At 60.9% G+C, this 21,786-nt stretch carries 20 protein-coding genes; 10 read left to right on the top strand and 10 right to left on the bottom strand.

Going from position 1 to position 21,786, the window contains the following annotated elements; genetic code table 11:
• Positions 1–107 precede the first annotated feature (107 nt).
• The 5 genes from RS887_RS15155 to RS887_RS15135 all read left to right on the top strand — a co-directional run bounded on the left by RS887_RS15155 (position 108) and on the right by RS887_RS15135 (position 5,641).
• Positions 108–854, top strand: coding sequence for an amino acid ABC transporter permease (locus RS887_RS15155; RefSeq protein ID WP_322616002.1), 747 nt, complete (start codon positions 108–110; stop codon positions 852–854).
• The gene (locus RS887_RS15150; RefSeq protein ID WP_322616344.1) at positions 854–1,525 is read left to right on the top strand and encodes an ABC transporter permease subunit; all 672 of its coding nucleotides are present in this window, start codon (positions 854–856) and stop codon (positions 1,523–1,525) included. The genes RS887_RS15155 and RS887_RS15150 overlap by 1 nt, the downstream gene beginning before the upstream one ends.
• Positions 1,522–2,256, top strand: coding sequence for an amino acid ABC transporter ATP-binding protein (locus RS887_RS15145; protein WP_322616001.1), 735 nt, complete (start codon positions 1,522–1,524; stop codon positions 2,254–2,256). Before RS887_RS15150 ends, RS887_RS15145 begins: the two co-directional genes overlap by 4 nt.
• A 158-nt stretch (positions 2,257–2,414) precedes the next feature.
• Positions 2,415–4,316 (top strand): sensor histidine kinase, encoded by a 1,902-nt coding sequence (locus RS887_RS15140; protein ID WP_322616000.1) that lies wholly within the window; start codon positions 2,415–2,417, stop codon positions 4,314–4,316.
• Positions 4,313–5,641 carry a sigma-54-dependent transcriptional regulator gene (locus tag RS887_RS15135; RefSeq protein WP_008021039.1) on the top strand — a complete coding sequence of 443 codons (1,329 nt, stop codon included), beginning with the start codon at positions 4,313–4,315 and terminating at the stop codon, positions 5,639–5,641. Before RS887_RS15140 ends, RS887_RS15135 begins: the two co-directional genes overlap by 4 nt.
• Before the next feature lie 39 nt (positions 5,642–5,680).
• Here RS887_RS15135 and RS887_RS15130 read toward each other — a convergent pair whose 3' ends face one another.
• Positions 5,681–6,715 carry an alpha/beta hydrolase gene (locus RS887_RS15130; RefSeq protein ID WP_322615999.1) on the bottom strand — a complete coding sequence of 345 codons (1,035 nt, stop codon included), beginning with the start codon at positions 6,713–6,715 and terminating at the stop codon, positions 5,681–5,683.
• A gap of 213 nt (positions 6,716–6,928) precedes the next feature.
• Here RS887_RS15130 and metR point away from each other — a divergent pair, with 213 nt between their 5' ends.
• Positions 6,929–7,846: a transcriptional regulator MetR gene (gene metR, locus RS887_RS15125; RefSeq protein WP_322615998.1), complete on the top strand. Its 918-nt coding sequence runs from the start codon at positions 6,929–6,931 to the stop codon at positions 7,844–7,846.
• A gap of 128 nt (positions 7,847–7,974) precedes the next feature.
• On the opposite strand, the gene RS887_RS15120 is transcribed toward metR, so the two are convergent.
• The 5 genes from RS887_RS15120 to RS887_RS15100 all read right to left on the bottom strand — a co-directional run bounded on the left by RS887_RS15120 (position 7,975) and on the right by RS887_RS15100 (position 12,124).
• Positions 7,975–8,472 carry a GNAT family N-acetyltransferase gene (locus tag RS887_RS15120; protein ID WP_322615997.1) on the bottom strand — a complete coding sequence of 166 codons (498 nt, stop codon included), beginning with the start codon at positions 8,470–8,472 and terminating at the stop codon, positions 7,975–7,977.
• 2 nt (positions 8,473–8,474) lie between these two features.
• Positions 8,475–9,113, bottom strand: coding sequence for a LysE family translocator (locus tag RS887_RS15115; RefSeq protein WP_322615996.1), 639 nt, complete (start codon positions 9,111–9,113; stop codon positions 8,475–8,477).
• Between the two features lie 23 nt (positions 9,114–9,136).
• A complete protein-coding gene (locus RS887_RS15110) occupies positions 9,137–9,571 on the bottom strand; it encodes an NUDIX domain-containing protein (RefSeq protein WP_322615995.1) in 435 nt (144 codons plus the stop codon).
• A 168-nt stretch (positions 9,572–9,739) separates the two neighbouring features.
• Positions 9,740–11,065: an APC family permease gene (locus RS887_RS15105; RefSeq protein ID WP_322615994.1), complete on the bottom strand. Its 1,326-nt coding sequence runs from the start codon at positions 11,063–11,065 to the stop codon at positions 9,740–9,742.
• A 237-nt stretch (positions 11,066–11,302) separates the two neighbouring features.
• Complete coding sequence (locus RS887_RS15100; RefSeq protein WP_322615993.1) at positions 11,303–12,124, bottom strand: carbon-nitrogen hydrolase family protein; 822 nt, start codon at positions 12,122–12,124, stop codon at positions 11,303–11,305.
• A 124-nt stretch (positions 12,125–12,248) separates the two neighbouring features.
• Between RS887_RS15100 and RS887_RS15095 the strand changes: the two genes are divergently transcribed.
• Both RS887_RS15095 and RS887_RS15090 read left to right on the top strand, forming a co-directional pair.
• Positions 12,249–13,049, top strand: a complete 801-nt coding sequence (locus RS887_RS15095) for a helix-turn-helix transcriptional regulator (RefSeq protein WP_322615992.1) — start codon at positions 12,249–12,251, stop codon at positions 13,047–13,049.
• A gap of 163 nt (positions 13,050–13,212) precedes the next feature.
• Positions 13,213–14,832, top strand: coding sequence for an FMN-binding glutamate synthase family protein (locus tag RS887_RS15090; RefSeq protein WP_322615991.1), 1,620 nt, complete (start codon positions 13,213–13,215; stop codon positions 14,830–14,832).
• Positions 14,833–14,859: 27 nt separating this feature from the next.
• Here RS887_RS15090 and RS887_RS15085 read toward each other — a convergent pair whose 3' ends face one another.
• The 3 genes from RS887_RS15085 to RS887_RS15075 are packed head-to-tail and all read right to left on the bottom strand — an operon-like array spanning position 14,860 to position 17,682.
• Positions 14,860–16,368 carry a glucosyltransferase domain-containing protein gene (locus tag RS887_RS15085; RefSeq protein ID WP_322615990.1) on the bottom strand — a complete coding sequence of 503 codons (1,509 nt, stop codon included), beginning with the start codon at positions 16,366–16,368 and terminating at the stop codon, positions 14,860–14,862.
• A 1-nt stretch (position 16,369) separates the two neighbouring features.
• Positions 16,370–17,311, bottom strand: coding sequence for a glycosyltransferase family 2 protein (locus RS887_RS15080; protein ID WP_322615989.1), 942 nt, complete (start codon positions 17,309–17,311; stop codon positions 16,370–16,372).
• The gene (locus RS887_RS15075; protein ID WP_322615988.1) at positions 17,308–17,682 is read right to left on the bottom strand and encodes a GtrA family protein; all 375 of its coding nucleotides are present in this window, start codon (positions 17,680–17,682) and stop codon (positions 17,308–17,310) included. The genes RS887_RS15080 and RS887_RS15075 overlap by 4 nt, the downstream gene beginning before the upstream one ends.
• A gap of 245 nt (positions 17,683–17,927) precedes the next feature.
• On the opposite strand from RS887_RS15075, the gene RS887_RS15070 reads away from it, so the two are divergent.
• On the top strand, positions 17,928–19,052 hold the full coding sequence (locus RS887_RS15070; protein WP_322615987.1) for an OpgC domain-containing protein: 1,125 nt from the start codon (positions 17,928–17,930) through the stop codon (positions 19,050–19,052).
• Between the two features lie 149 nt (positions 19,053–19,201).
• On the opposite strand, the gene RS887_RS15065 is transcribed toward RS887_RS15070, so the two are convergent.
• On the bottom strand, positions 19,202–20,620 hold the full coding sequence (locus RS887_RS15065; RefSeq protein ID WP_322615986.1) for an amino acid permease: 1,419 nt from the start codon (positions 20,618–20,620) through the stop codon (positions 19,202–19,204).
• Between the two features lie 481 nt (positions 20,621–21,101).
• Here RS887_RS15065 and RS887_RS15060 point away from each other — a divergent pair, with 481 nt between their 5' ends.
• Positions 21,102–21,530 (top strand): REP-associated tyrosine transposase, encoded by a 429-nt coding sequence (locus RS887_RS15060; RefSeq protein ID WP_322615985.1) that lies wholly within the window; start codon positions 21,102–21,104, stop codon positions 21,528–21,530.
• Positions 21,531–21,786: the final 256 nt, after the last annotated feature.

Raw genomic sequence — 21,786 nt, 5'->3', positions numbered from 1 at the left:
GGTGGCTGTCGAGCCGTTCGCGTGTGCCCGATCTTCAAGATCGGGCGGGAACGGAGCTTCCCCCAAACGGGCATTTGTACATCGATCGAATCCGAGGGGAGACCCTAATGAATTACAACTGGGACTGGGGCGTGTTCTTCAAGTCCACCGGCGTGGGCAGCGAGACCTATCTCGACTGGTTCATTTCCGGCCTGGGCTGGACCATCGCCATCGCCGTCATGGCGTGGATCATCGCCCTGACACTGGGCTCGATTCTGGGCGTCATGCGCACGGTGCCGAACCGCATCGTATCGGGCATCGCCACCTGCTACGTCGAACTCTTCCGTAACGTACCGCTGCTGGTTCAGCTGTTCATCTGGTACTTCCTGGTACCCGACCTGCTGCCTGAAAACCTGCAGGAATGGTTCAAGCAGGACCTGAACCCGACGACTTCGGCCTTCATCAGCGTCGTCGTGTGCCTGGGCCTGTTCACCACCGCCCGGGTTTGCGAACAGGTACGCACCGGTATCCAGGCGCTGCCCAAAGGCCAGGAGTCCGCGGCCCGCGCCATGGGCTTCAAGCTGCCGCAGATCTACTGGAACGTGCTGCTGCCCCAGGCCTACCGGATCATCATTCCGCCGCTCACCTCGGAATTCCTGAACGTCTTCAAGAACTCCTCCGTGGCTTCGCTGATCGGCCTGATGGAACTGCTCGCGCAGACCAAGCAGACCGCCGAGTTCTCCGCGAACCTGTTCGAAGCCTTTACCCTGGCAACGCTGATCTACTTCACCCTGAACATGAGCCTGATGTTGCTGATGCGCCTGGTCGAGAAGAAAGTTGCCGTACCGGGCCTGATCTCCGTAGGGGGTAAATGATGGAATTCGACTTCTCGGGCATCATCCCGTCCCTGCCGGGCCTTTGGAACGGCATGATCATGACCCTCAAGCTGATGGCCATGGGCGTGGTCGGCGGCATCATCCTCGGCACGATCCTGGCGCTGATGCGCCTGTCCCACAACAAACTGCTGTCGAACATCGCCGGCGCCTACGTCAACTACTTCCGTTCGATCCCGTTGCTGCTGGTCATCACCTGGTTCTACCTGGCGGTGCCCTTCGTGCTGCGCTGGATCACCGGCGAAGACACCCCGATCGGTGCGTTCGCCTCGTGCATCGTGGCGTTCATGATGTTCGAAGCGGCGTACTTCTGCGAAATCGTCCGCGCCGGCGTGCAGTCGATTCCCAAGGGCCAGATGGGCGCTGCCCAGGCACTGGGCATGACTTACGGCCAGATGATGCGCCTGATCATCCTGCCCCAGGCGTTTCGCAAGATGACTCCGCTGTTGTTGCAACAGAGCATCATCCTGTTCCAGGACACCTCGCTGGTCTACGCCGTCGGCCTGGTGGACTTCCTCAATGCTTCGCGCGCCAGTGGCGACATCATTGGCCGCTCCAATGAGTTCCTGGTTTTCGCCGGTCTCGTGTACTTCATCATCAGCTTTGCCGCCTCGCAGCTGGTCAAGCGTCTGCAAAAAAGGTTCGCCGTATGATCTCTATCAAAAGCATCAACAAGTGGTATGGGGACTTCCAGGTACTGACTGATTGCAGCACCGATGTCAAAAAAGGCGAAGTGATCGTGGTGTGCGGGCCATCCGGTTCCGGCAAATCGACCCTGATCAAGTGCGTCAACGCACTGGAACCGTTCCAGAAAGGCGACATCGTGGTCGACGGCACCTCCATCGCCGACCCGAAGACCAACCTGCCGAAACTGCGTTCGCGCGTGGGCATGGTGTTCCAGCACTTCGAACTGTTCCCGCACCTGACCATCACCGAAAACCTGACCATCGCGCAGATCAAGGTGCTGGGCCGCAGCAAGGAAGAAGCCACCAAGAAAGGCCTGCAACTGCTCGAACGTGTCGGCCTATCGGCCCATGCGCACAAGCATCCTGGCCAACTGTCCGGTGGTCAGCAACAGCGTGTGGCAATTGCCCGTGCGCTGGCGATGGACCCGATCGTCATGCTGTTCGACGAACCGACCTCGGCGCTGGACCCGGAAATGGTCAACGAAGTGCTCGACGTGATGGTGCAACTGGCCCACGAAGGCATGACCATGATGTGCGTGACCCACGAAATGGGCTTCGCCCGTAAAGTGGCCGACCGCGTGATCTTCATGGACGCCGGCAAAATCATCGAAGACTGCCCGAAAGAGGAGTTCTTCGGCGACATCAACGCCCGTGCGGAGCGTACGCAGCACTTCCTCAACAAGATTCTGCAGCACTAAAAGCTGTACGCCTCCTCCCCTGTAGGAGCGAGCTTGCTCGCGATGAACTCAAAGACACCGCGTACATTCAGAATGAACGCGTCATCGTTGACGACCATCGCGAGCAAGCTCGCTCCTACAGAGAGGCGGGCAGCGCTGGTTGACCCAAGGCAACTGTGATGAAATGCGACCCCAATCTTTATCGCGCAGCGTCGCCATCACTCGCCGTGAAACCCCGTCTGGTTCGTCATCTGTTCCTGCCGCCACTGATCATCGCAATGATGATCGGCCTGGGCTATATCGGCTTCTGGATCAGTGAGCACTACGGCATCCGCAGCCTCGGCGAAAGCGGCCAGCGCCAGCTGGAACTGCACGCCCGTGCCGTTGAAAGCGAAATCAGCAAATACACCTACCTGCCCAGCCTGCTGGAGCTCGAAACCAGCGTTTCGCAGTTGCTGGCCGACCCGACCCCGGAACACCGGCAAACGGTCAACGATTACCTCGAAGGCCTGAACCGGCGCAGCCGCAGTCGGGCCATCTACGTGATGGACACCACCGGCCGCGTCATGGCCACCAGCAACTGGCGCGATTTCGACAGTTACCTGGGTGAAGACCTGTCCTTTCGCGCCTATTTCCAGAACGCCGTGCGCGGTCAGCCAGGGCGTTTCTACGGCATCGGCAGTACCAACGGCGAACCCGGTTACTACCTGGCCCATGGCCTGGAAGAACACGGCAAGATCATCGGTGTCGCGGTAGTCAAGGTACGGCTGGAAGCCATGGAAGAACGCTGGCAGCGGGCGCGCCTGGAAGCCTTCGTCAGCGACGAGAACGGCATCATCATTCTGTCCAGCGATCCGGCTCGACGCTTGAAATCGGTGGTGCCGCTGAGCGAAGAAACCAAGGAAAAACTCGCCCGCAGCCTTCAGTACTACTGGTTCCCGCTCAACGAACTGCAACCGCTGGCCCGGGAAACCCTGTCCGAAGGCGTGGAAAAACTGACCTTCCCGGCCAACAGCGAACTGGCTTCCGACGAAGAAAACATCAGCTATCTGGCGCAAACCCGCAATTTGAGCGATACCCCGTGGAACTTCACCCTGCTCACGCCGCTCCAGGACTTGCGCCGCGAAGCGATCAACCAGGGGATTCTGGTGGCTGTGGCATTTGCCCTTCTGGCATTCCTGCTGATCGCCTGGAACGAGCGGCGCAAGGTGATCGCCACCCGCCTCGCGGCCCGGGAAGCCTTGCAGGAAGCCAATAATCAGCTGGAACGTCGGATTACCGAACGCACCACCGACCTGCGCGCCAGCAACGAACGGCTCAAGGGGCAGATCAGAGAGCGCCGGCTCGCCGAAGAGACTTTGCGCCGCGCCCAGGATGAACTGGTACAGGCCGGAAAACTCGCGGCCATCGGCCAGATGTCCACCAGCATCGCCCACGAACTGAACCAGCCGCTGGCGGCGCTGCGCACCCTGTCCGGCAATACCGTGCGTTTCCTCGAACGCGGCCAGCTCGACGTGGCCAGCACCAACCTCAAGACCATCAACGAACTGATCGACCGCATGGGCCGGATCACCGCCAGCCTGCGCTCGTTTGCCCGGCGTGGGGACGACAAGGGCCAGGCCTGCCTCGGCAAAGCGGTGGACGCGGCCTTGCAATTGCACGGCGGCCGGGTGGAAAACATCCAGCTGCAATTGCATCGCGACTTCAGCAATGCGCAGGTGCAAATCGACCAGACCCGCCTGGAGCAGATTCTGGTCAACCTTATCGGCAACGCCCTGGATGCGATGCAAGCGCAGCCGCTGCCGGAGTTGTGGCTCGAAGGCGATGTGTCCGAAGGCAAGTACCGGTTGCGCGTGCGTGACAACGGCCATGGCATCGACGCCGAAGCGCGCAAGCACCTGTTCGAACCCTTCTTCACCACCAAACCCGGCGAACAGGGCCTGGGCCTTGGCCTGACCCTTTCCGCCAGCCTGGCCGCCGCCACCGGCGGTCACCTGGGTGTCGAGCACCCGTCCAGCGGTGGCACCGCATTCGTCCTCAGTTTACCGTTGGTAAGCCCCACTCCCGCCGAGCCAATATGAACAACGACCTAAGTGTATTGATCGTCGAAGACGACCCCCATGTGCTGCTCGGCTGCCAACAGGCGCTGACCCTGGAAGACATTCCCTGCATTGGCGTGGGCAGCGCCGAAGAAGCCCTGGAACGGGTCGGCGACAACTTCGCCGGCATCGTCGTCAGTGACATTCGCCTGCCGGGCATCGATGGCCTGGAACTGCTGACCCGGCTCAAGGCCCGCGACCGCAGCCTGCCGGTGGTGCTGATCACCGGGCACGGCGACATATCCATGGCCGTCGGCGCGATGCAGAAAGGCGCCTACGACTTCATGGAAAAGCCGTTCTCCCCCGAGCGCCTGGTGGACGTCGCCCGCCGCGCCCTGGAGCAACGCAGCCTGGCGCGGGAGGTGTCGTCGCTGCGTCGGCAACTGGCCGAGCGCGACTCCCTGGAAGGGCGGATCATCGGACGCTCGCCGGCCATGCAGAACCTGCGGGAACTGATCGCCAACGTCGCCGATACCTCGGCCAACGTGCTGATCGAAGGCGAGACCGGCACCGGCAAGGAATTGGTCGCGCGCTGCCTGCATGATTTCAGTCGGCGGCACACCAGGCAGTTCGTCGCCTTGAACTGCGGCGGCCTGCCGGAGAACCTCTTCGAAAGCGAAATCTTCGGCCACGAAGCCAACGCCTTTACCGGCGCGGGTAAACGGCGGATCGGCAAGATCGAACACGCCGACGGCGGCACGCTGTTCCTCGACGAAGTGGAAAGCATGCCCCTGCCCTTGCAGATCAAGCTACTGCGGGTGTTGCAGGAACGCACCCTCGAACGCCTCGGTTCGAACCAGAGCGTGGCGGTGGATTGCCGCGTCATCGCGGCGACCAAATCCGACCTCGTCGAGTCGAGCAAGGCCGGCGAATTCCGCAGCGACCTGTATTACCGACTCAACGTGGTGACTCTGGAACTGCCGCCGCTGCGCGAGCGCCGCGAGGACATCCTGCAACTGTTCGAACACTTTTTGCAGCAGTCGTCCCTGCGCTTCGATCGCATCGCGCCGGAACTGGACAACCAGACCGTTTCGAACCTGATGAGCCACGACTGGCCGGGCAACGTGCGTGAACTGCGCAACGTTGCCGAGCGCTTTGCCCTGGGCTTGCCGGCGTTCAAGAAAACCGGTGCCGGTGGCGGCAATCAGGGCCTGGCCTTTGCCGAAGCAGTGGAAGCGTTCGAGCGCAACCTGCTCAGCGATGCCTTGCAACGCAGCGGCGGCAACCTGACCCAGGCCAGCCAGGAACTGGGCATGGCCAAGACCACGCTGTTCGACAAAGTGAAAAAGTACGGCCTGAGCCATTAGGGTCTTGCTCAAAGCGACCTGGGCCTGTGGGAGCGAGGGTTAGAGGAGGTTGCGATCGGCCACCGGTTCGATCTGCGCCCAGTGCGAAGTGTCTTCACGATGAGCCCGCAAGTACGGCAACACCGCCGCCAACAACGGCGCCTTGAACGCCTCCTGAAAGCGATGGGCCAGGCCCGGAATCAGGATCAACTGACTGCCACGCAGATGCGCCGCCAGATGCACCCCGTGCATCACCGGCAGCAGCGGGTCGGCCGTGCCATGCACCACCAGCGCCGGCACCCGCAACTGATTGAGCAGCGCCACCCGGCTCGGCTCGGCGAGAATGGCCATGATCTGGCGTTTCACGCCTTCGGGATTGAATGCCCGGTCGTAGGAAAGCGCTGCCTGGTGCAGCAGCGCCTGACGATCGTCGCTGACCATCGGGCTGCCCAATGCCGCCAGCAGGTCGGCCTGTTGCTCCAGGGCCACTTCGCGGTTCGGTGCGCCGCGCCGGGCAAGCAGTTGCACCAGCGCCGCACTCGGTGCCGGCAAGCCTTCGGCGCCGGAGGTGGTCATGATCAGGGTCAGGCTCTCGACCCGTTGCGGCGCCATGGCCGCCATGTGCTGGGCGATCATTCCACCCATGCTCGCGCCGAGCACATGAAATTGCTCGATGTGCAAGGCGTCCATCAAGCCCAGGCCATCGTCGGCCATATCGGTCAGCGAGTACGGTGACGACACCGGCAATCCGAGTTTGTAGCGCAGCACTTCGAACGTCAGGTTGGCCTCACCCGGTGGCTGTCGCCAGGTCGACAGGCCGACGTCGCGATTGTCATAGCGAATCACCCGAAAACCTTGTTGGCACAGGGCAACCACCACTTCGTCCGGCCAGTGAATCAATTGCCCGCCGAGGCCCATCACCAACAGCAAAGCCGGATCCGACGCACGGCCGACGCTCTGGTACGCCAGGCTTACCTGGGTCAGATCCACCCGTTCGGTCGGAACGTTGACGTCACAACGCGAAGCCGCCAGGGACGGCAGGCCGAACACCAGCGCGGTCAAAAATACGATTCGTGAAAAAAATGCAGCACCCATGGAAAAACACCAAAACGCAGAACCCCAGTAGAGCGCGAGTCTGATGAAGTTTGTTCAAGCGCGCTGCCACAGTTCCATGACAGTTTGATGAAGAGCGCCAGGCGGTCAAATGCGCGCCTTTAAAAAACGGGTGTTGTGATCGACAGACACCAAAACATGAGACAAACTCAACACTTTCGAATTTTTCACAAGTTTTCCTCATGGAGCCACCCGGTGCTTGAAATCCGTCACCTCAAGACCCTGCACGCCTTGCGCGAAGCCGACAGCCTGGTGGATGCGGCCGACCGCCTGCACCTGACCCAGTCGGCGCTGTCTCACCAGTTCAAGGAGCTGGAAGAGCGCATGGGCATGCCGCTGTTTGTGCGCAAGACCAAACCGGTGCGTTTCACCAGCGCCGGTTTGCGCCTGCTGCAACTGGCTGACGCCACCCTGCCGCTGCTACGCGCCGCCGAGCGCGACATCAGTCGTCTGGCCGGTGGCACCGCCGGGCGCCTGCACATGGCCATCGAATGCCACAGTTGCTTCCAGTGGCTGATGCCGACCATCGACCAGTTCCGTGATGCCTGGCCGGAAGTCGAACTGGACCTGGCTTCGGGTTTCTCCTTTGCGCCGCTGCCGGCGTTGGCCCGTGGCGACCTGGACCTGGTGGTGACCTCCGACCCGGTGGATCTTGTCGGGATCACCTATGTACCGCTGTTCACCTATGAAGCGATGCTGGCGGTGGCCAACCAGCACCGCCTGGCCAGCAAGGCCTTTATCGTCCCCGAAGACCTGCTGCCGGAAACCCTGATTACCTACCCGGTGGAGCGGGACCGGCTGGACATCTTCACCCGCTTCCTCGAACCCGCCGACATCGAACCGGCCCAGGTGCGCACCTCGGAACTGACGGTGATGATGATGCAGTTGGTGGCCAGCGGTCGCGGCGTGTGTGGCATGCCCCATTGGGCACTGCACGAGTACAGCTCACGGGGTTATGTGAAGGCCAAGCGATTAGGCGAAAAGGGCTTGTTTGCGACGCTGTATGCGGCGATCCGGGCCGACATGCTGGATGCGCCGTACATGCGCGACTTTTTGCTGACGGCCAAGGACACGTCGTTTTCGACGCTGGACGGGGTTAGTGCGGTTCGCTAGAACACCCCCCCCTGTAGGAGCGAGCATGCTCGCGATGGTCATCAACGATAACGCTGGAAGCCTGACACCCCGTGTCGCTCTCAGGTTTATCGCGAGCGAGCTCGCTCCTACAGGGGATTGCGGTGGTTTTAAAGCTCGCGCCACATGTGGATCTTGTCGAAGTAATCCTCGCCCACCCGCACGGCCATCGGCTCCAGGCCGAACTGGATGAAACCGCAGCGCTGGTACAGTTTGAATGCGGCATCGTTGCCGGCGGTGACGGTCAATTTGATCAATCGCAGTTCCTGATGGGAGCGCGCCTCGGCCAGAACAGCCTGCACCAAATGAAAACCGAGTCCACGCTGGCGCACGTTGGCGGACACGTACATGCCGAACAGCGTCGCCTTGTGCCGGACCTTTTCCCGAGGTTCGAGCGCCAGCCCGACAATGCCCGCCAGCTTGCCCTCCTCAAATGCGCCAAGAACCACGTCCAGCTTTCCGGTCAGACGCGACTCCCACCAACCCAGAGGCATCGCCGCCCGCTCGCGCACACTCGAGGTGAAGGCCTGCGGATGCAGCTCGTAGGCTTCGAGCATCAGCGCCCGATAGTCCAGGGCATGGCTGGCATCCAGTCGCTCGATCCACATGCTCAGGCCATCCGTTTTTGCTCGAGCATCAGTCGCAGTGCCAGCCCCGATAATACGAAGCCCATGAAATAGCGCTGCATCGCCAGCCAGGTCGGATTATTGACGAACCACGAAGCGATGCCTGCGGCAAACATGGCGATCATCAGGTTGACGCAAAAACTGACGCTGATCTGGGTCAGGCCGAGGAGGATGCTCTGGCTGAACACCGAGCCGTGTTCCGGCGTGATGAACTGCGGAAACACCGACAGATAGAACACCGCGATTTTCGGGTTCAGGGCACTGGTCAGAAAGCCCATGGTGATCAGTTTGCGTGACGAGTCCGGGGGCAACTGCTGCGCCTCGAACGGCGAGCGCGCACCGGGTTTGACTGCTTGCCAGGCCAGCCACAGCAGGTACAGAGCACCGGCCCACTTCAACACCTCATAGGCCATCGGCACCGCCAGGAACACCGCCGTCAAACCGGCGGCCGCAGCAAACAGGTGCACGAAGAATCCGGCGACCACCCCCAGCAACGAAATCACCCCGGCCTTGCGCCCCTGGCAGATCGAGCGAGAGATCAGGTAGATCATGTTCGGCCCCGGCGTCAGTACCATCAGTAACGCGGCGGCGGCAAAAATCAGCAAGTCTTGAAGCGGGATCATGGGCGAAGTCCTTTGCGTAATGATCAGGCGATCGCAGTCAGCGATGCTCGATAAAACGGCAGGATCAGGTCCCGTGTCAATGGCGCCAGGCTGACACCGACATCGGTGGCCGGGTCGATCCAGATCACTTCTTCGATCTCCGCCGCCGGGGTGACGTCGCAATGAACACTCAGCTGAAAGAGTTCGGCGTGTACGACAAACCCCGGCTCGTTGGCGGCCGGCGCCGAGAAGTGACCGAGGTAAACGGCCTGCGCCGGGTCGATGTCCAGACCCAGCTCCTCTTCCAGCTCCCGGGCCAGGGCGTGAACCGGCAGTTCATGGGGTTCGATCTTGCCGCCCGGCTGCATGAAGGCCTGGGTACCGCGCTTGCGCACCAGCAGGGTTCGACCGTCAGGGCCGATCAACAGGGCGGCGGCGATGTGGATAAGTCCAGCGGGCTGGGCAGAAAACGTCGTCATGAACAAAGGCCTTCGACTCAAAAGCGGCAAGGATCCCATGTCCGTCCTGTAGGAGCGAGCTTGCTCGCGATGGTCGTGAACGAAAACGCGTAAAACCAGATGCCCATCGGCGCCCTCAGGTTTTTCGTCGGAGCGCCGCCCGGAGCAAGCTCGCTCCTACAGTTTCCTTTATGCGGCTTCCTGGAAATCCATTTCCGGCGGCTGGCGACGGAAACCGCCGGTCAGCACTGCCAGGTACACCACACCAATCGCCAGCCAGCTCAGGCCCAGATAAACCGCCAAATGATCGAGGCTGACCATCAGCCACAAATCCGCTGCCAGGCCGATGAACGGGAACAGCAGGAACAGCACGAACTCGCGCAGGCCTTTTTTCTCGCCACCGATCCAGTAATGGAAGATCACCGACAGGTTCACCAGGCTGAATGCCAGGAACGCGCCAAAGTTGATGAACGAGGTCGAGGTGGTGACGTCCAGTTTCAGCGCCAGCAAGGCCACGACCGCGCACAGCAGGATGCTGTTGATCGGCGTGCCGAAACGTTCGTGCAAGGTGCCGAAAAACGCTTTCGGCAACACACCGTCACGGCCCATGGCGTACAGCAGGCGTGAACCGCTGGCCTGGGCCGACAGGCCTGAAGCGAACTGGCCGACGATCAGGCCGATCAGGAAGATCGAGACGAACAGGTCGCCACCGACGTTGCGGGCAATTTCATAGGCCGCCGAGTCGACGTTGTCGAACTGGAAGGACGGATGAGCGATCTGCACGAAATACGACACGCCAACGAAAATCAGGCCGCCGATCAGGGTGATCAACATGATCGCCCGGGGAATGGTGCGGCGCGGGTCGCGGGTTTCTTCAGTCAGGGTGCTGACCGCGTCGAAACCGAGGAACGAATAACAGGCGATGGCCGCACCGCTCATGATCAAGGGCATCTGCATGTCGCCGTTGAAGAACGGTTTGATCGACCACAACGGCGTGCTGGCGTCACCGCCGACGTAATGCACGCAGAGCGCGACAAAAGCGATCAACACCAGGAACTGCACCAGCATCAGCAAGGCGTTGATGCCGTTTGCCAGTTTCAGGCCGATGATGTTGATCGCGCTGGTGATGCCGATGAACGCCAGCACCCAGATCCATTGCGGCACCGCCGGGAAGGCGGAGTTGAGGTAGGCCGCGCCGATCAGCCAGATCGCCATGGGCAAAAACAGGTAGTCGAGCAGCACCGCCCAACCGGCGATGAAGCCGAGCTTGGGGCTGATAGCCTTGCGCACATAGCTGTAGGCCGAGCCTGCCACCGGGAACGCCGAGGCCATGCGGCCGTAACTCATGGCGGTGAAGAACATGGCCACCAACGCCGCAAGATACGCGGCCGGCACCATGCCGGCGGTGGATTGGGCGAGGATGCCAAAGGTGCCGAGCACAATGATCGGCGTCATGTAGGCGATGCCAAACAGCACCACCGAGCCTAATGACAGGGTGCGTTGCAAACGAGCCATGAGCGACTACTCCGGATTTTATTGGATTTATGGCAGAGCCGAGTTCGGCGCAGAGTTTTCGGGTGTTGCGTTGTTGTTCTTGGGTCAGGCAGGTGTGTCGTCTGTCAGGACCTCATCGCGAGCAAGCTCGCTCCCACATTTGTTTTATGGCGTTCACAAAATGCGCGTCCAACAATGATCCACTGTGGGAGCGAGCTTGCTCGCGATGGCGTCAGCCCAGTCGATAAGTAATCAGGATCAGCGCGCAGGAATCAGCAGCTCCCGCAACCCACCCGCATGCTCAACCACTTCCCCCGGCAACCTCAGTCGCTGGTCATCCAGGTAGCGATAATCCTGGCGCGCCGCCGTCAGCTGCTTCAAATCCAGCTCGACCGCAAACTGCCCTTCCTCGCGCCCAGCCTCGAACAACAGCGTGCCCAGTGGATCAACCAGCGCGCTGCCACCGGCAAACAGCAGGCCGCCATCACCCTCTTCCACCCGGTTGACCATCAGCGCAAACGCCTGGTTTTCCTGGGCGCGGGCCATGATCGCGGTGCGGTGGGTGGGGCCGTAGGGGTCCATGTTGCCGTTGGTGACGATCAGCAACTCGGCACCCAATTGCGCCAAGGCACGGGCGCTTTCGGGGAACTCGATGTCGTAGCAAATCAGCAGGCCCACGCGCACGCCGTTCCACAAACACGTGGCGTAGCGGTCGCCCGCCTCGTAGACACCGCGATCCGAGGCCCACAAGTGGGTCTTACGGTATTTCAGGGCGATGCCTTCGGGGGTGATCAGCAGCGTGGTGTTGTAGAAGCGGCCGTTGTCGCTCTCGGCCATGCCGATGGCCACGGCGATATTGTGCTGGCGGGCGGCGGCGATCACTGCACTGACGGTGGGTCCGTCCAGCGGCTCGGCCACCTCGGCCACGGACTCGGCCGAAGGGAAGCCCATCAAGTGGCCTTCAGGGAACAGGATCAGCTGTGTGTCGGCCGCGCATGCAGCAATGGCCGCCAGGGTGCGTTCGAGGTTGTAAGCCGTGTCGTTGTCACGGCCGGCCAATTGGGCGAGTTCGACCTTCATGGGTATTCCTTGTCATGGGCCGGGCGGCAGAAAGATTGCCCGGTCGGTGTCTGTGCGCCAGTATGCGCAGCAAGCAACCGGGCGGGGAATCACGCCGCTGGGGTAACACGATAGGGGTAGATGCATGACACTCTCGTTGGACGACATCGCCTGGCACCGCTCGGTGGGGCAACTGATCGACGCCCTGGACAAGCCCAATTTCTGGACCCAGCTTGTGCGTTTACTGGATCAGTACGTGCCCTTCGACAGCTGGGTGGCCCTGCTTTTCAGCGCCGACCAGCGCCCGCAGGTGTTCGCCGAGTGCCCGGGTGAAGATGGCAGCCCCGACCAGTTGTTCCAGGATTACCTGCGCGGTCTGTACCTGCTCGACCCGTTCTACATCGCCTGCCGCGAGCAATCGCGCACCGGGCTGTATCGTCTGTCGGAAGTGGCCCCGGAGCATTTCGAGCTGACCGAGTATTACCAGCGCTACTTTCGTCTGAATGTGGTGGCCGACGAAATCCAGTTCAATTGTCAGCTCGAAGGCGACCGCACGCTGTGCCTGTCACTGGGCAGCACGCAGCGCTTCAGCAGCCAGCAGATCGCCTTGCTGTCGCTGATCCAGCCGTGGGTGCTCGGGCTGTTGCGCCAGCGTCTGCCCTATGAAATCAACGAAGTCGTGGCCCTGGCCCCCGCGCCGCCGCAAGGCGACTGGCGGGTGCAACTGGAGGCTTCGGTGCAGCAGCTCAAAGGTGCGCAACTGACTGCTCGGGAGCTGGATGTCGGGCGCTTGATGCTCAGCGGTTGCTCCAGTAAAGAAATCGCCCGTAAGCTGGAAATCTCCGTCGAAACCGTGAAAGTCCATAAGAAACACATGTACAGCAAGCTGGGGATCAAATCCCAGTCCGAGCTGTTTTCGATTTTTCTCCAGGCACAAAATGCCTGAATGCCACCGTGGAACGCTCTGCTTTTCTGTGGGAGCGGGCTTGCCCGCGATAGCGTCCTATCAGTTGAAAACAGGTTGTCTGACACTACGCCATCGCGGGCAAGCCCGCTCCCACAGGGATCTCCATGTCCCCTGCAACCGAGTCCGAACCCAAGGAAACCGTATGAGCCTGTCACTCCTGAGCCGCTACGCCTTCTTTGCCGTCTGCGTGATTTTCACCCTCGCCAGCCTGCCGTTTCTTGAATACGACTGGCTCTGGCCGATGACCGCTGTCACCGCCGTCCTCAGTCTGATCGGCCTGTTCGACCTGCTGCAAAGTCCGCATGCCGTGCGGCGTAATTACCCGATCCTGGGCAATATCCGTTATCTGGTCGAAGGCATCCGCCCGGAAATCCGCCAGTACCTGCTCGAATCCGACAGCGACGCCCTGCCCTTCTCCCGGGCCCAGCGCTCGCTGGTCTATTCCCGGGCCAAGAACGAAACCGCCGACAAACCGTTCGGCACCCTGATTGACGTGTATCAGTCGGGTTTCGAATTCATCGGCCATTCCATGCGCCCGGCGCCATTGAGCGACCCGAGCAGTTTCCGGGTCACCGTCGGCGGTCCGCAGTGCACCCAGCCGTATTCGGCATCGGTGTTCAACATCTCGGCCATGAGCTTCGGCTCCCTCAGCGCCAATGCGATCCGCGCGTTGAACCAGGGCGCCAAGCTCGGCAACTTCGCCCATGACACCGGCGAAGGCAGCATCAGCCCCTATCACCGCGAGCACGGCGGCGACCTGACCTGGGAACTGGGCAGCGGTTACTTTGGCTGCCGTACCAGCGACGGTCGCTTCGACCCGGAACGCTTCGCGGCGCAGGCGCAAACGCCGCAGGTGCGGATGATCGAAATCAAGATGAGCCAGGGCGCCAAACCCGGCCATGGCGGCATCCTGCCCAAGCACAAGGTCACCCGGGAAATCGCCGAGACCCGCGGCATCCCGATGGGCGAGGACTGCGTGTCACCGTCGCGCCACACGGCGTTTTCCACGCCGATCGAACTGATGCATTTCATCGCACAACTGCGTGAACTGTCCGGCGGCAAACCGGTGGGCTTCAAGTTCTGTCTCGGCCATCCATGGGAGTTCATGGGCATCGCCAAGGCCATGCTGGAGACGGGCATTCTCCCGGACTTCATCGTCGTCGATGGCAAGGAAGGCGGCACTGGCGCTGCGCCCGTGGAGTTCACCGACCACATTGGCGTGCCGATGCGCGAGGGCCTGCTGTTCGTGCACAACACCCTGGTGGGCCTGAACCTGCGGGACAAGATCAAACTCGGCGCCAGCGGCAAGATCGTCAGCGCCTTCGACATCGCCAGTGTGTTGGCCATTGGCGCCGACTGGGCAAACTCGGCCCGGGGCTTCATGTTCGCCATCGGCTGCATCCAGTCGCAGAGCTGCCACACCAACAAATGCCCGACCGGCGTCGCCACTCAGGACACCCTGCGCCAGCGTGCGCTGGTGGTGCCGGACAAGGCGCAGCGCGTCTTCAACTTTCACCGCAACACCCTCAAGGCCCTGGCAGAAATGCTTGCCGCCGCCGGCCTCGAACATCCGTCGCAACTGTCGGCCAAGCACCTGGTGCGGCGCATGTCGGCGACCGAGATCAAGCTGTTCTCGCAGTTGCACGTGTTCCTCAAACCCGGCGAGTTGCTGACCGGTGAAGTGAACGGCGAGTTCTACTCGCGGATGTGGCAGATGGCCCGGGCCGACAGTTTCGAGCCCCATGAAATAGCGGCAGCATGACCTCGCCGCCCCGTTCAGAATCGCGCATCACCAGCGCAGCGTTTTGGTCGGGGCCGGTTCCTTCATCACGATAAAACCGTAATCGCCGATCAGGTAAATCCGGTAGAACTGGCTTTCGGCCAACGCCGGATAGCCCTGATAGCCGACCCGCGTCGCATTACGCCGCTCCTGCTCCGCCACCACGTTGGTGATGCCTGCTTTGGGCAGATTCTCGGCCAGCATGTAAAAGTCGGTATTGAGCAGGTAATGCAACACCGGCATCTGCTTGAACGAGCCAGCCGCCGCCGTTAACCAGTAGTCGGAGTAAGTCACCGACAGGTAAATACGTTTTGCCTCGCGCAGCGCCTGACGACTGGCGATGTCGTACTCAAGGCTGGTCAACGCCATGGACGCGAAGGTTTTCTGCATCGTCAGCACCCGGCCATAGGCGAACGACAGCGACAACATCGCCAGCAGCGGAATGATCAACAACAGTGGCAGTCGCTCATGGATCGATGCCAACGCCAGATGACTCAAATAGAGCAGCAACACCAACAGCACGGCGAAGCCCATCAAGGTTCGGGCGCCCTCGTTGAAGTCGCGGAAAAACAACGTGACACCGGACACCAGCAGTGTCACCACCGGCAAAGTCAGCAAACACACCAGGCCGATCAACAGTTTCTTCGGGCCGCTGTCCTGGCGCGCCGCTACGTTCAGTCCCAAGCGCACCGCCCCGGCTATCGCAAACAATAACAACCCGCCGAACAGCCAAAGCCATCCGCCATGGAACAGCAGCACGACTTTTTCCAGGACCCGGGCAATGTTGATCTGGATTTGCATCAAGGGATGGGCCGTCCAATTGAGCAGCGATGTGCGATTGGAGCCCATGAACGGATAAGCACTGACGCTGTAGATGAATCCGCCGAGCAAGAGCTGGGCGGCCTTCCAGCCCAGCAGGTCGCGCCAGGGCACCGGGGTCGTTTTATCGTTGGCGGCCCTGAGCAATTCCAGGCAACACAGGCCCAGGAACACATTCAGGCTGAGTTGATACATCCCCAGCGCCAAGGCAATCAGGAACGACGGCACCAGCCACTGCACGCCGCGCCAGGGGTGGCGAAAGGTGATCGCGTAGATCACTGCCACCAGGCTCAGCGCCGTGGCAGGACCGTCGTATTGATAAGACAGGTTCTGCAGGAAGAACGGGTTGTACCAGAGCGGCAACAGCACCAGGCAGCAAGCAACGGTGGGCTGGCGGAAGTAATGGAACGTCAGGCTGGTCAGCGCCGACGCCATGGCCAGCGTGGCGATCAACAAGGGCAAGGGAAAGATATTCGGCGCGGCATGGCTGAAGGTCAGCGCGTTGTAGAACAGCTGGGTGAACAGTCGCCCCTGCTCGGACCAGGCCATGCCCGCCGCCAGCGAGCGCCAGTTGTCATCGATGTAGGGATAATCGGCGAGGATCAACGGCAGGACATACAAGAAGGTCGCGAACAGAAAAAACCGCCAGACCTGATGCCGGCTGAGCTCGCGAACGAAGAAGTCACTGAACCGGCCCATGCTAGCGCTCGCCCCGGGCTTTACCGCCGACGATGTCCTTGATCACGTAGCGCGGCCGGTGCTTGGCCTCGATATAGATGCGACCGATGTACTCGCCGAGGATGCCGATGCCGATCAATTGCACGCCGCCGAGAAACAGGATGGCGGTCATCAGCGACGGATAGCCGGGGACGCTGTTGCCGAAGAAAATCTTGTCCAGCACCATGTACACCGCGTACAGCACCGCGAAAATAGAGATGCCGCCACCGACGTAAGTCCACAAACGCAGCGGCACGGTGCTGAACGAGGTCACACCTTCCAGTGCCAGGTTCCACAGCTTCCAGCCATTGAACTTGCTGCTCCCCGCCACCCGCCCGGCCCGCTCGAACTCCACCACCACAGTGTTGAACCCGGCCCACGACAACACGCCTTTCATGAACAACTGGTGCTCGGGCAGGGAACGGATCACGTCGACCACCTTGCGATCCATCAGCCGGAAGTCCCCGACGTTTTCCTCGATGCGGGTGTAGGCGATGCGATTGAGCACGTGGTAGAAAATCGACGCGCTGTGCCGCCTGAGGTAGCCGTCGACGTCCCGGTTGCGGCGCTTGGCGAGTACCACATCGGCGCCCTTTTGCCATTGCTCGATCAGTAGCGGAATGACGCTGATCGGGTCCTGCAGGTCGACATCCATGGGGATCACGGCATCGCCGCTGGCGTGCTCCAGGCCGGCAAACAGTGCCGGTTCCTTACCGAAGTTACGCGAGAAATTGATCAACATGACCTGATCATCCGCCTGCGCCAGTGCCGTAGCCTGCTCGGCCGTACGGTCGGAGCTGCCGTCGTTGATGAACACGATTTCGACCTCGGCGCCCCCCAGCAGCAGCTCGCGGCGCACGGCCTGGTAAAACAGGTTGATCGATTGTTCTTCGTTGAACACCGGGACAATGAGCGAGATTTTCATTGATCACGCTCGCGAAACACCACGTATTTGGAATAAAGGAAACCGAACACCAGGCTCAACGCCGAAAACACGACCACGGTAAGCAAACCGTGCAATTGCCAGAGATCGCCCAGATGGCCGATCCCCAGGCTCAATGCCCCCATGCCCAGGAGAAACAGCAGATACCCCGCGACCGTGGCACTGGCGGCGAAGGTGAATTGCGCATTCATGTAGAAGGAAAACGACGCCGCCACGCAGAAGGCGGTCAGGTTGCTGATCGCCTGGCTGAGGCCGGCCGCCACGCTCAACAGGAAAAAGATCTGCCAGTGGATCAGGGTGTTGGCGACCCCGATCACCGTGTAACTGGACAGCCCTTTCCACAACAGTCTCATGCGAGGCTCCCGCTTTAAGAACGTTGCACCCATAAGTATTTGAGTCCGTCTGCTGTCAGAAATCGCAGATTGACGGGCCTTTCAGACCAGCGGCTGGGTCTTGGAGCAACACCCGAGACATCCGGTAATATCCCGGTTTTGCAATTGCCCGCGAATCAGTCCACCCTGCGCGCCGCCGGTTGGGCGCACGGCCTTTTGCGCCCGCGGCCAATCCCGTTTTCACTCGCTGTTACGAGCCCGCCGTCATGACGTTAGCACGCGATCACCGGATCGACTTTTTTCGTGGTCTGGCACTGATCTTCATCTTTTGGGATCACGTGCCCCACAACCCTTTGGGGCAAATCACCCTGCGTAACTTCGGTTTCAGCGATGCAGCCGAGGTTTTCGTGTTTCTGGCAGGTTTCGCGGCCGTGCTGGCGTACGGCAAAGTCCTGGCGCGAGACGGTTTTCTGATCGCCTGTGTGAAAATCCTGCGCCGCGCGTGGGTGCTCTATGTGGTGCATATCTTCCTGCTGGCGATGCTGATGGGCATTGTGTTTTTCGCCAACAGTCACGTGGAAACACGGGATCTGGTGGAGGAAATGGGCATGCATCATTTCATCAGCGACCCTCAGCAGGCCCTGATCGATGAACTGCTGTTGCGCTTCAAGCCGAACCTGATGGACCCGTTGCCGCTGTACATCGTGCTGTTGGCGGGCTTGCCGCTGGTGCTGCCGATGCTGGTGCGCAAGGCCTGGGTGGTGGTCGTGATGTCCCTGGCGCTGTACCTGATGGTGCCACTGGCTGGCTGGAACCTGGCGGCCATCAAGGACGGCGTGTGGTATTTCAACCCTGTCGCCTGGCAGTTGCTGTTCGTGCTCGGCGGTGCCGCGGCGATTCACGGCCAGCGCCCGCGCTTGCCCGAAACCCGCTCATTGCTGCGCCAGCCGTTGTTTGTGAGTGCGGCGCTGTATGTCGTGGTCGCCGGTGTGTTGACCATCCTGTGGCGTTGGCCGGACATACACGATGCCGTGGTGCCGGCGAGCCTGCAAAACATCCTGTACCCCATCAGCAAGACCAACCTGTCCCCCGTGCGCCTGCTGCATTTCCTCGCACTGGCCTACGTCACGGCGAAACTGATACCCGACAGCGGATGGACGCAAAACTGGCTCGCGCAGCAAAGTTGCCGCATGGGCCGTTTCTCGCTGGAGATTTTCTGCCTGGGCGTGCTGCTGGCGCCCTTGGCGGACATGGTCAACGCCTTGACCGATGACGCCTTCGCCATGCAGGTCTTTACCGCGCTGATGGGGGCCGGGTTGATGGCGTTGCTCGGGGCGTGGCTGGAGTTCAACAAGGGCTTGAATCGATCACTGCAGACTGCGCCCGCCTGAAATAAAAAAACCCCGGTCACTGGACCGCCTTATGTAGGAGCGAGCTTGCTCGCGATGGACTCAAGAGCGCCGCGTTTAGCCAGTAAACACGCGTAATCGTTAACGACCATCGCGAGCAAGCTCGCTCCTACAGGTTTCAGCGTTACGACCTACGAAACCGAACGCGCCGCGCCTTGCGAAACATTGGTCGGTTGCAGCTTGAACACGTAGAACAACACCGTCAGCAGCACCAGGAACGCTGGCCCCACATACAGCGCCACGCGGGTGTCCGGGAAGTACGCCATCAGGCCGACCACCAGCACCAGGAACGCCAGCGCCAGGTACGAACTGACCGGGTACAGCCACATGCGGTACTTCAAGCCCGCTCGCTCGCTGGCGCTCAAGCCTTTGCGGAACCTGAGCTGGGCCAGCAGGATCATCACCCAGGTCCAGATCGCGCCGAAGGTGGCAATCGCCGTCACCCAGACAAACACTTTCTCAGGCACCAGGTAGTTGAGCAGCACGCCCAGCAGCAAGGCACCGATTGACAGCAACAACGCGCGACGCGGCACACCGTTCGAGGTCTTGGCAAAACCGGCCGGGGCCTGGCCGTTCTGCGCCAGGCTGTAGAGCATGCGCCCGGTGCTGAAGATGCCGCCGTTGCAGGACGACAACGCAGCGGTGATCACCACGAAGTTGATGATGCCAGCGGCAGTCTTGATGCCCAGGCGCTCGAAAGTCATCACGAACGGACTGCCTTGGGTACCGATTTCGTTCCACGGGTAGATCGACAGGATCACGAACAACGCGCCGACATAGAACAGCAGAATCCGCCAGAACACCGAGCCGATGGCATCGGGAATGGTCTTCTGCGGGTTCTTCGCTTCACCGGCGGTCAGGCCGATCATCTCCACGCCCAGGTAGGCGAACATCACCATTTGCAGGGACATCAGCACGCCTTGCACGCCGTTTGGCATGAAGCCGCCATGGGTCCACAGATTGGCAATCCCCAGGGCCACGCCATCGTTGCCGAAACCGAACGCAATGATGCCGATGCCTCCCAGCACCATGGCAATGATGGTGACGATCTTGATCAGGGCGAACCAGAACTCGAATTCGCCGAAGGCCTTGACCGCGATCAGGTTGATCGAGCCCATGCTGACCAGCGCTGCCAACGCCCAGATCCAGCGCGGCACATCGGGGAACCAGACACCCATGTACACCGCGACGGCAGTGATTTCCGCGACACAGGTCACCAGCCACAGGAACCAGTAGTTCCAGCCGGTCAGAAAGCCCGCCAGCGGGCCGAGGTAGTCTTGGGCATAGCGGCTGAACGAGCCGGCAACCGGGTTGTGCACGGCCATCTCGCCGAGAGCACGCATGATCACCAGGATCGCCAGACCGCCGATGATGTAAGACAGCATGATGGCCGGACCGGCCATTTCAATGGCCTTGGCCGAACCGAGGAACAGGCCGACGCCGATACAGGCACCGAGTGCCATCAGGCGAATATGCCGCTCGCCGAGTTCACGTTTGAGCGGACCGCCCTGAGCGGCCTCGCCGTGGGGCAGGTGATTGCCTACAGGCATGGGGGACATCCTCGTCTTGTTATTGGATATGACCACCGAGTGGCGAAGCGCTGACCGGTAAGCCCTCACTTCCCGAACCGGGCCTGCCTCGTGGGCAGACCCGTCTTGTAGGAAAAACCCGCAAAATCAGTGGGAAAAGCGGCGCCGAGTATTGCACAACAATGGTGCATCGTCATGCCCCTGCCAAAGTCGTACTAACCATTCGACATGTCTAAATCAGGCATTACAGCCGACCTCCTACCGTGGCGAGGGAGCTTGCTCCCGCTGGGCTGCGAAGCGGCCCCAAAGCTTTGTGTCAGGCAAAACGGATTGATTGGTTTGCGACTGCTGCGCAGCCGAGCGGGAGCAAGCTCCCTCGCCACAAAAGCTTTGCGTGGATCCGAATCTTTCAGCTCCCAGGGAAGTTTCATTCAGCAATCGCAGCCACGAGTAGGAAAACGAGGAGCTAGCGTTTTCACCAAACGCCAAAGGAAGCAACGGAATGCCTCCACATCCAAACTCACATCTATTGCGCCGCGGACGTTACTCAGAACCAGGACGGGGCTATTTAGTAACTGCAGTCGTATATCAGCGCCGCCGAATATTCGCGGATTGGAGACTTGGACGCTTGTTGGTTGAGGAGTTCAGGCGAGCCCATGATCAAAAATGGGTCAATTCAATGGCATGGGTCATCATGCCGGACCATTTCCACTGGTTAATACAGCTCGAACGATACACGCTGGCGCAACTCATGCCGGCCATCAAATCCCGCAGCACGCTTACCATCAACCGCGCGTTGAACGAATGTGGCGCTTTCTGGCAAAGCGGCTACCACGACCGGACCATTCGCGATAACGAGGATCTCCTGCCGTTCGCCGGCTACATTGTTGCCAATCCTCTGCACCCGCTCTGGGACGCCTGCTGGCTCTGAATATGGCTCCCGAAGTTTGCTCCTTATTGTGGTGAGGGAGCTTGTCGGATCGCCACCCCGTCCCGCTCGGGCGCAGCAGTCGTAAACCTGTGAACCGTAATTTTCAGACGAACTGCGGTTGCAGGGTTTGGGGCCGCTTCGCAGCCCAGCGGGAGCAAGCTCCCTCGCCACAGGTAAGGACAAGAACTCGATACTTGTTTGTTCACATTTTTTTCACCTTCGCCAACCACCGTCTAAGCTTGAGTCAAGTCCGATC

The organism is Pseudomonas sp. BIC9C, from assembly GCF_034541995.1.
GTDB lineage: Bacteria > Pseudomonadota > Gammaproteobacteria > Pseudomonadales > Pseudomonadaceae > Aquipseudomonas > Aquipseudomonas fluorescens_CC.
The sequence above is the reverse complement of the archived record's forward strand: the minus strand, read 5'-3'. Positions and strand labels throughout refer to the sequence as shown.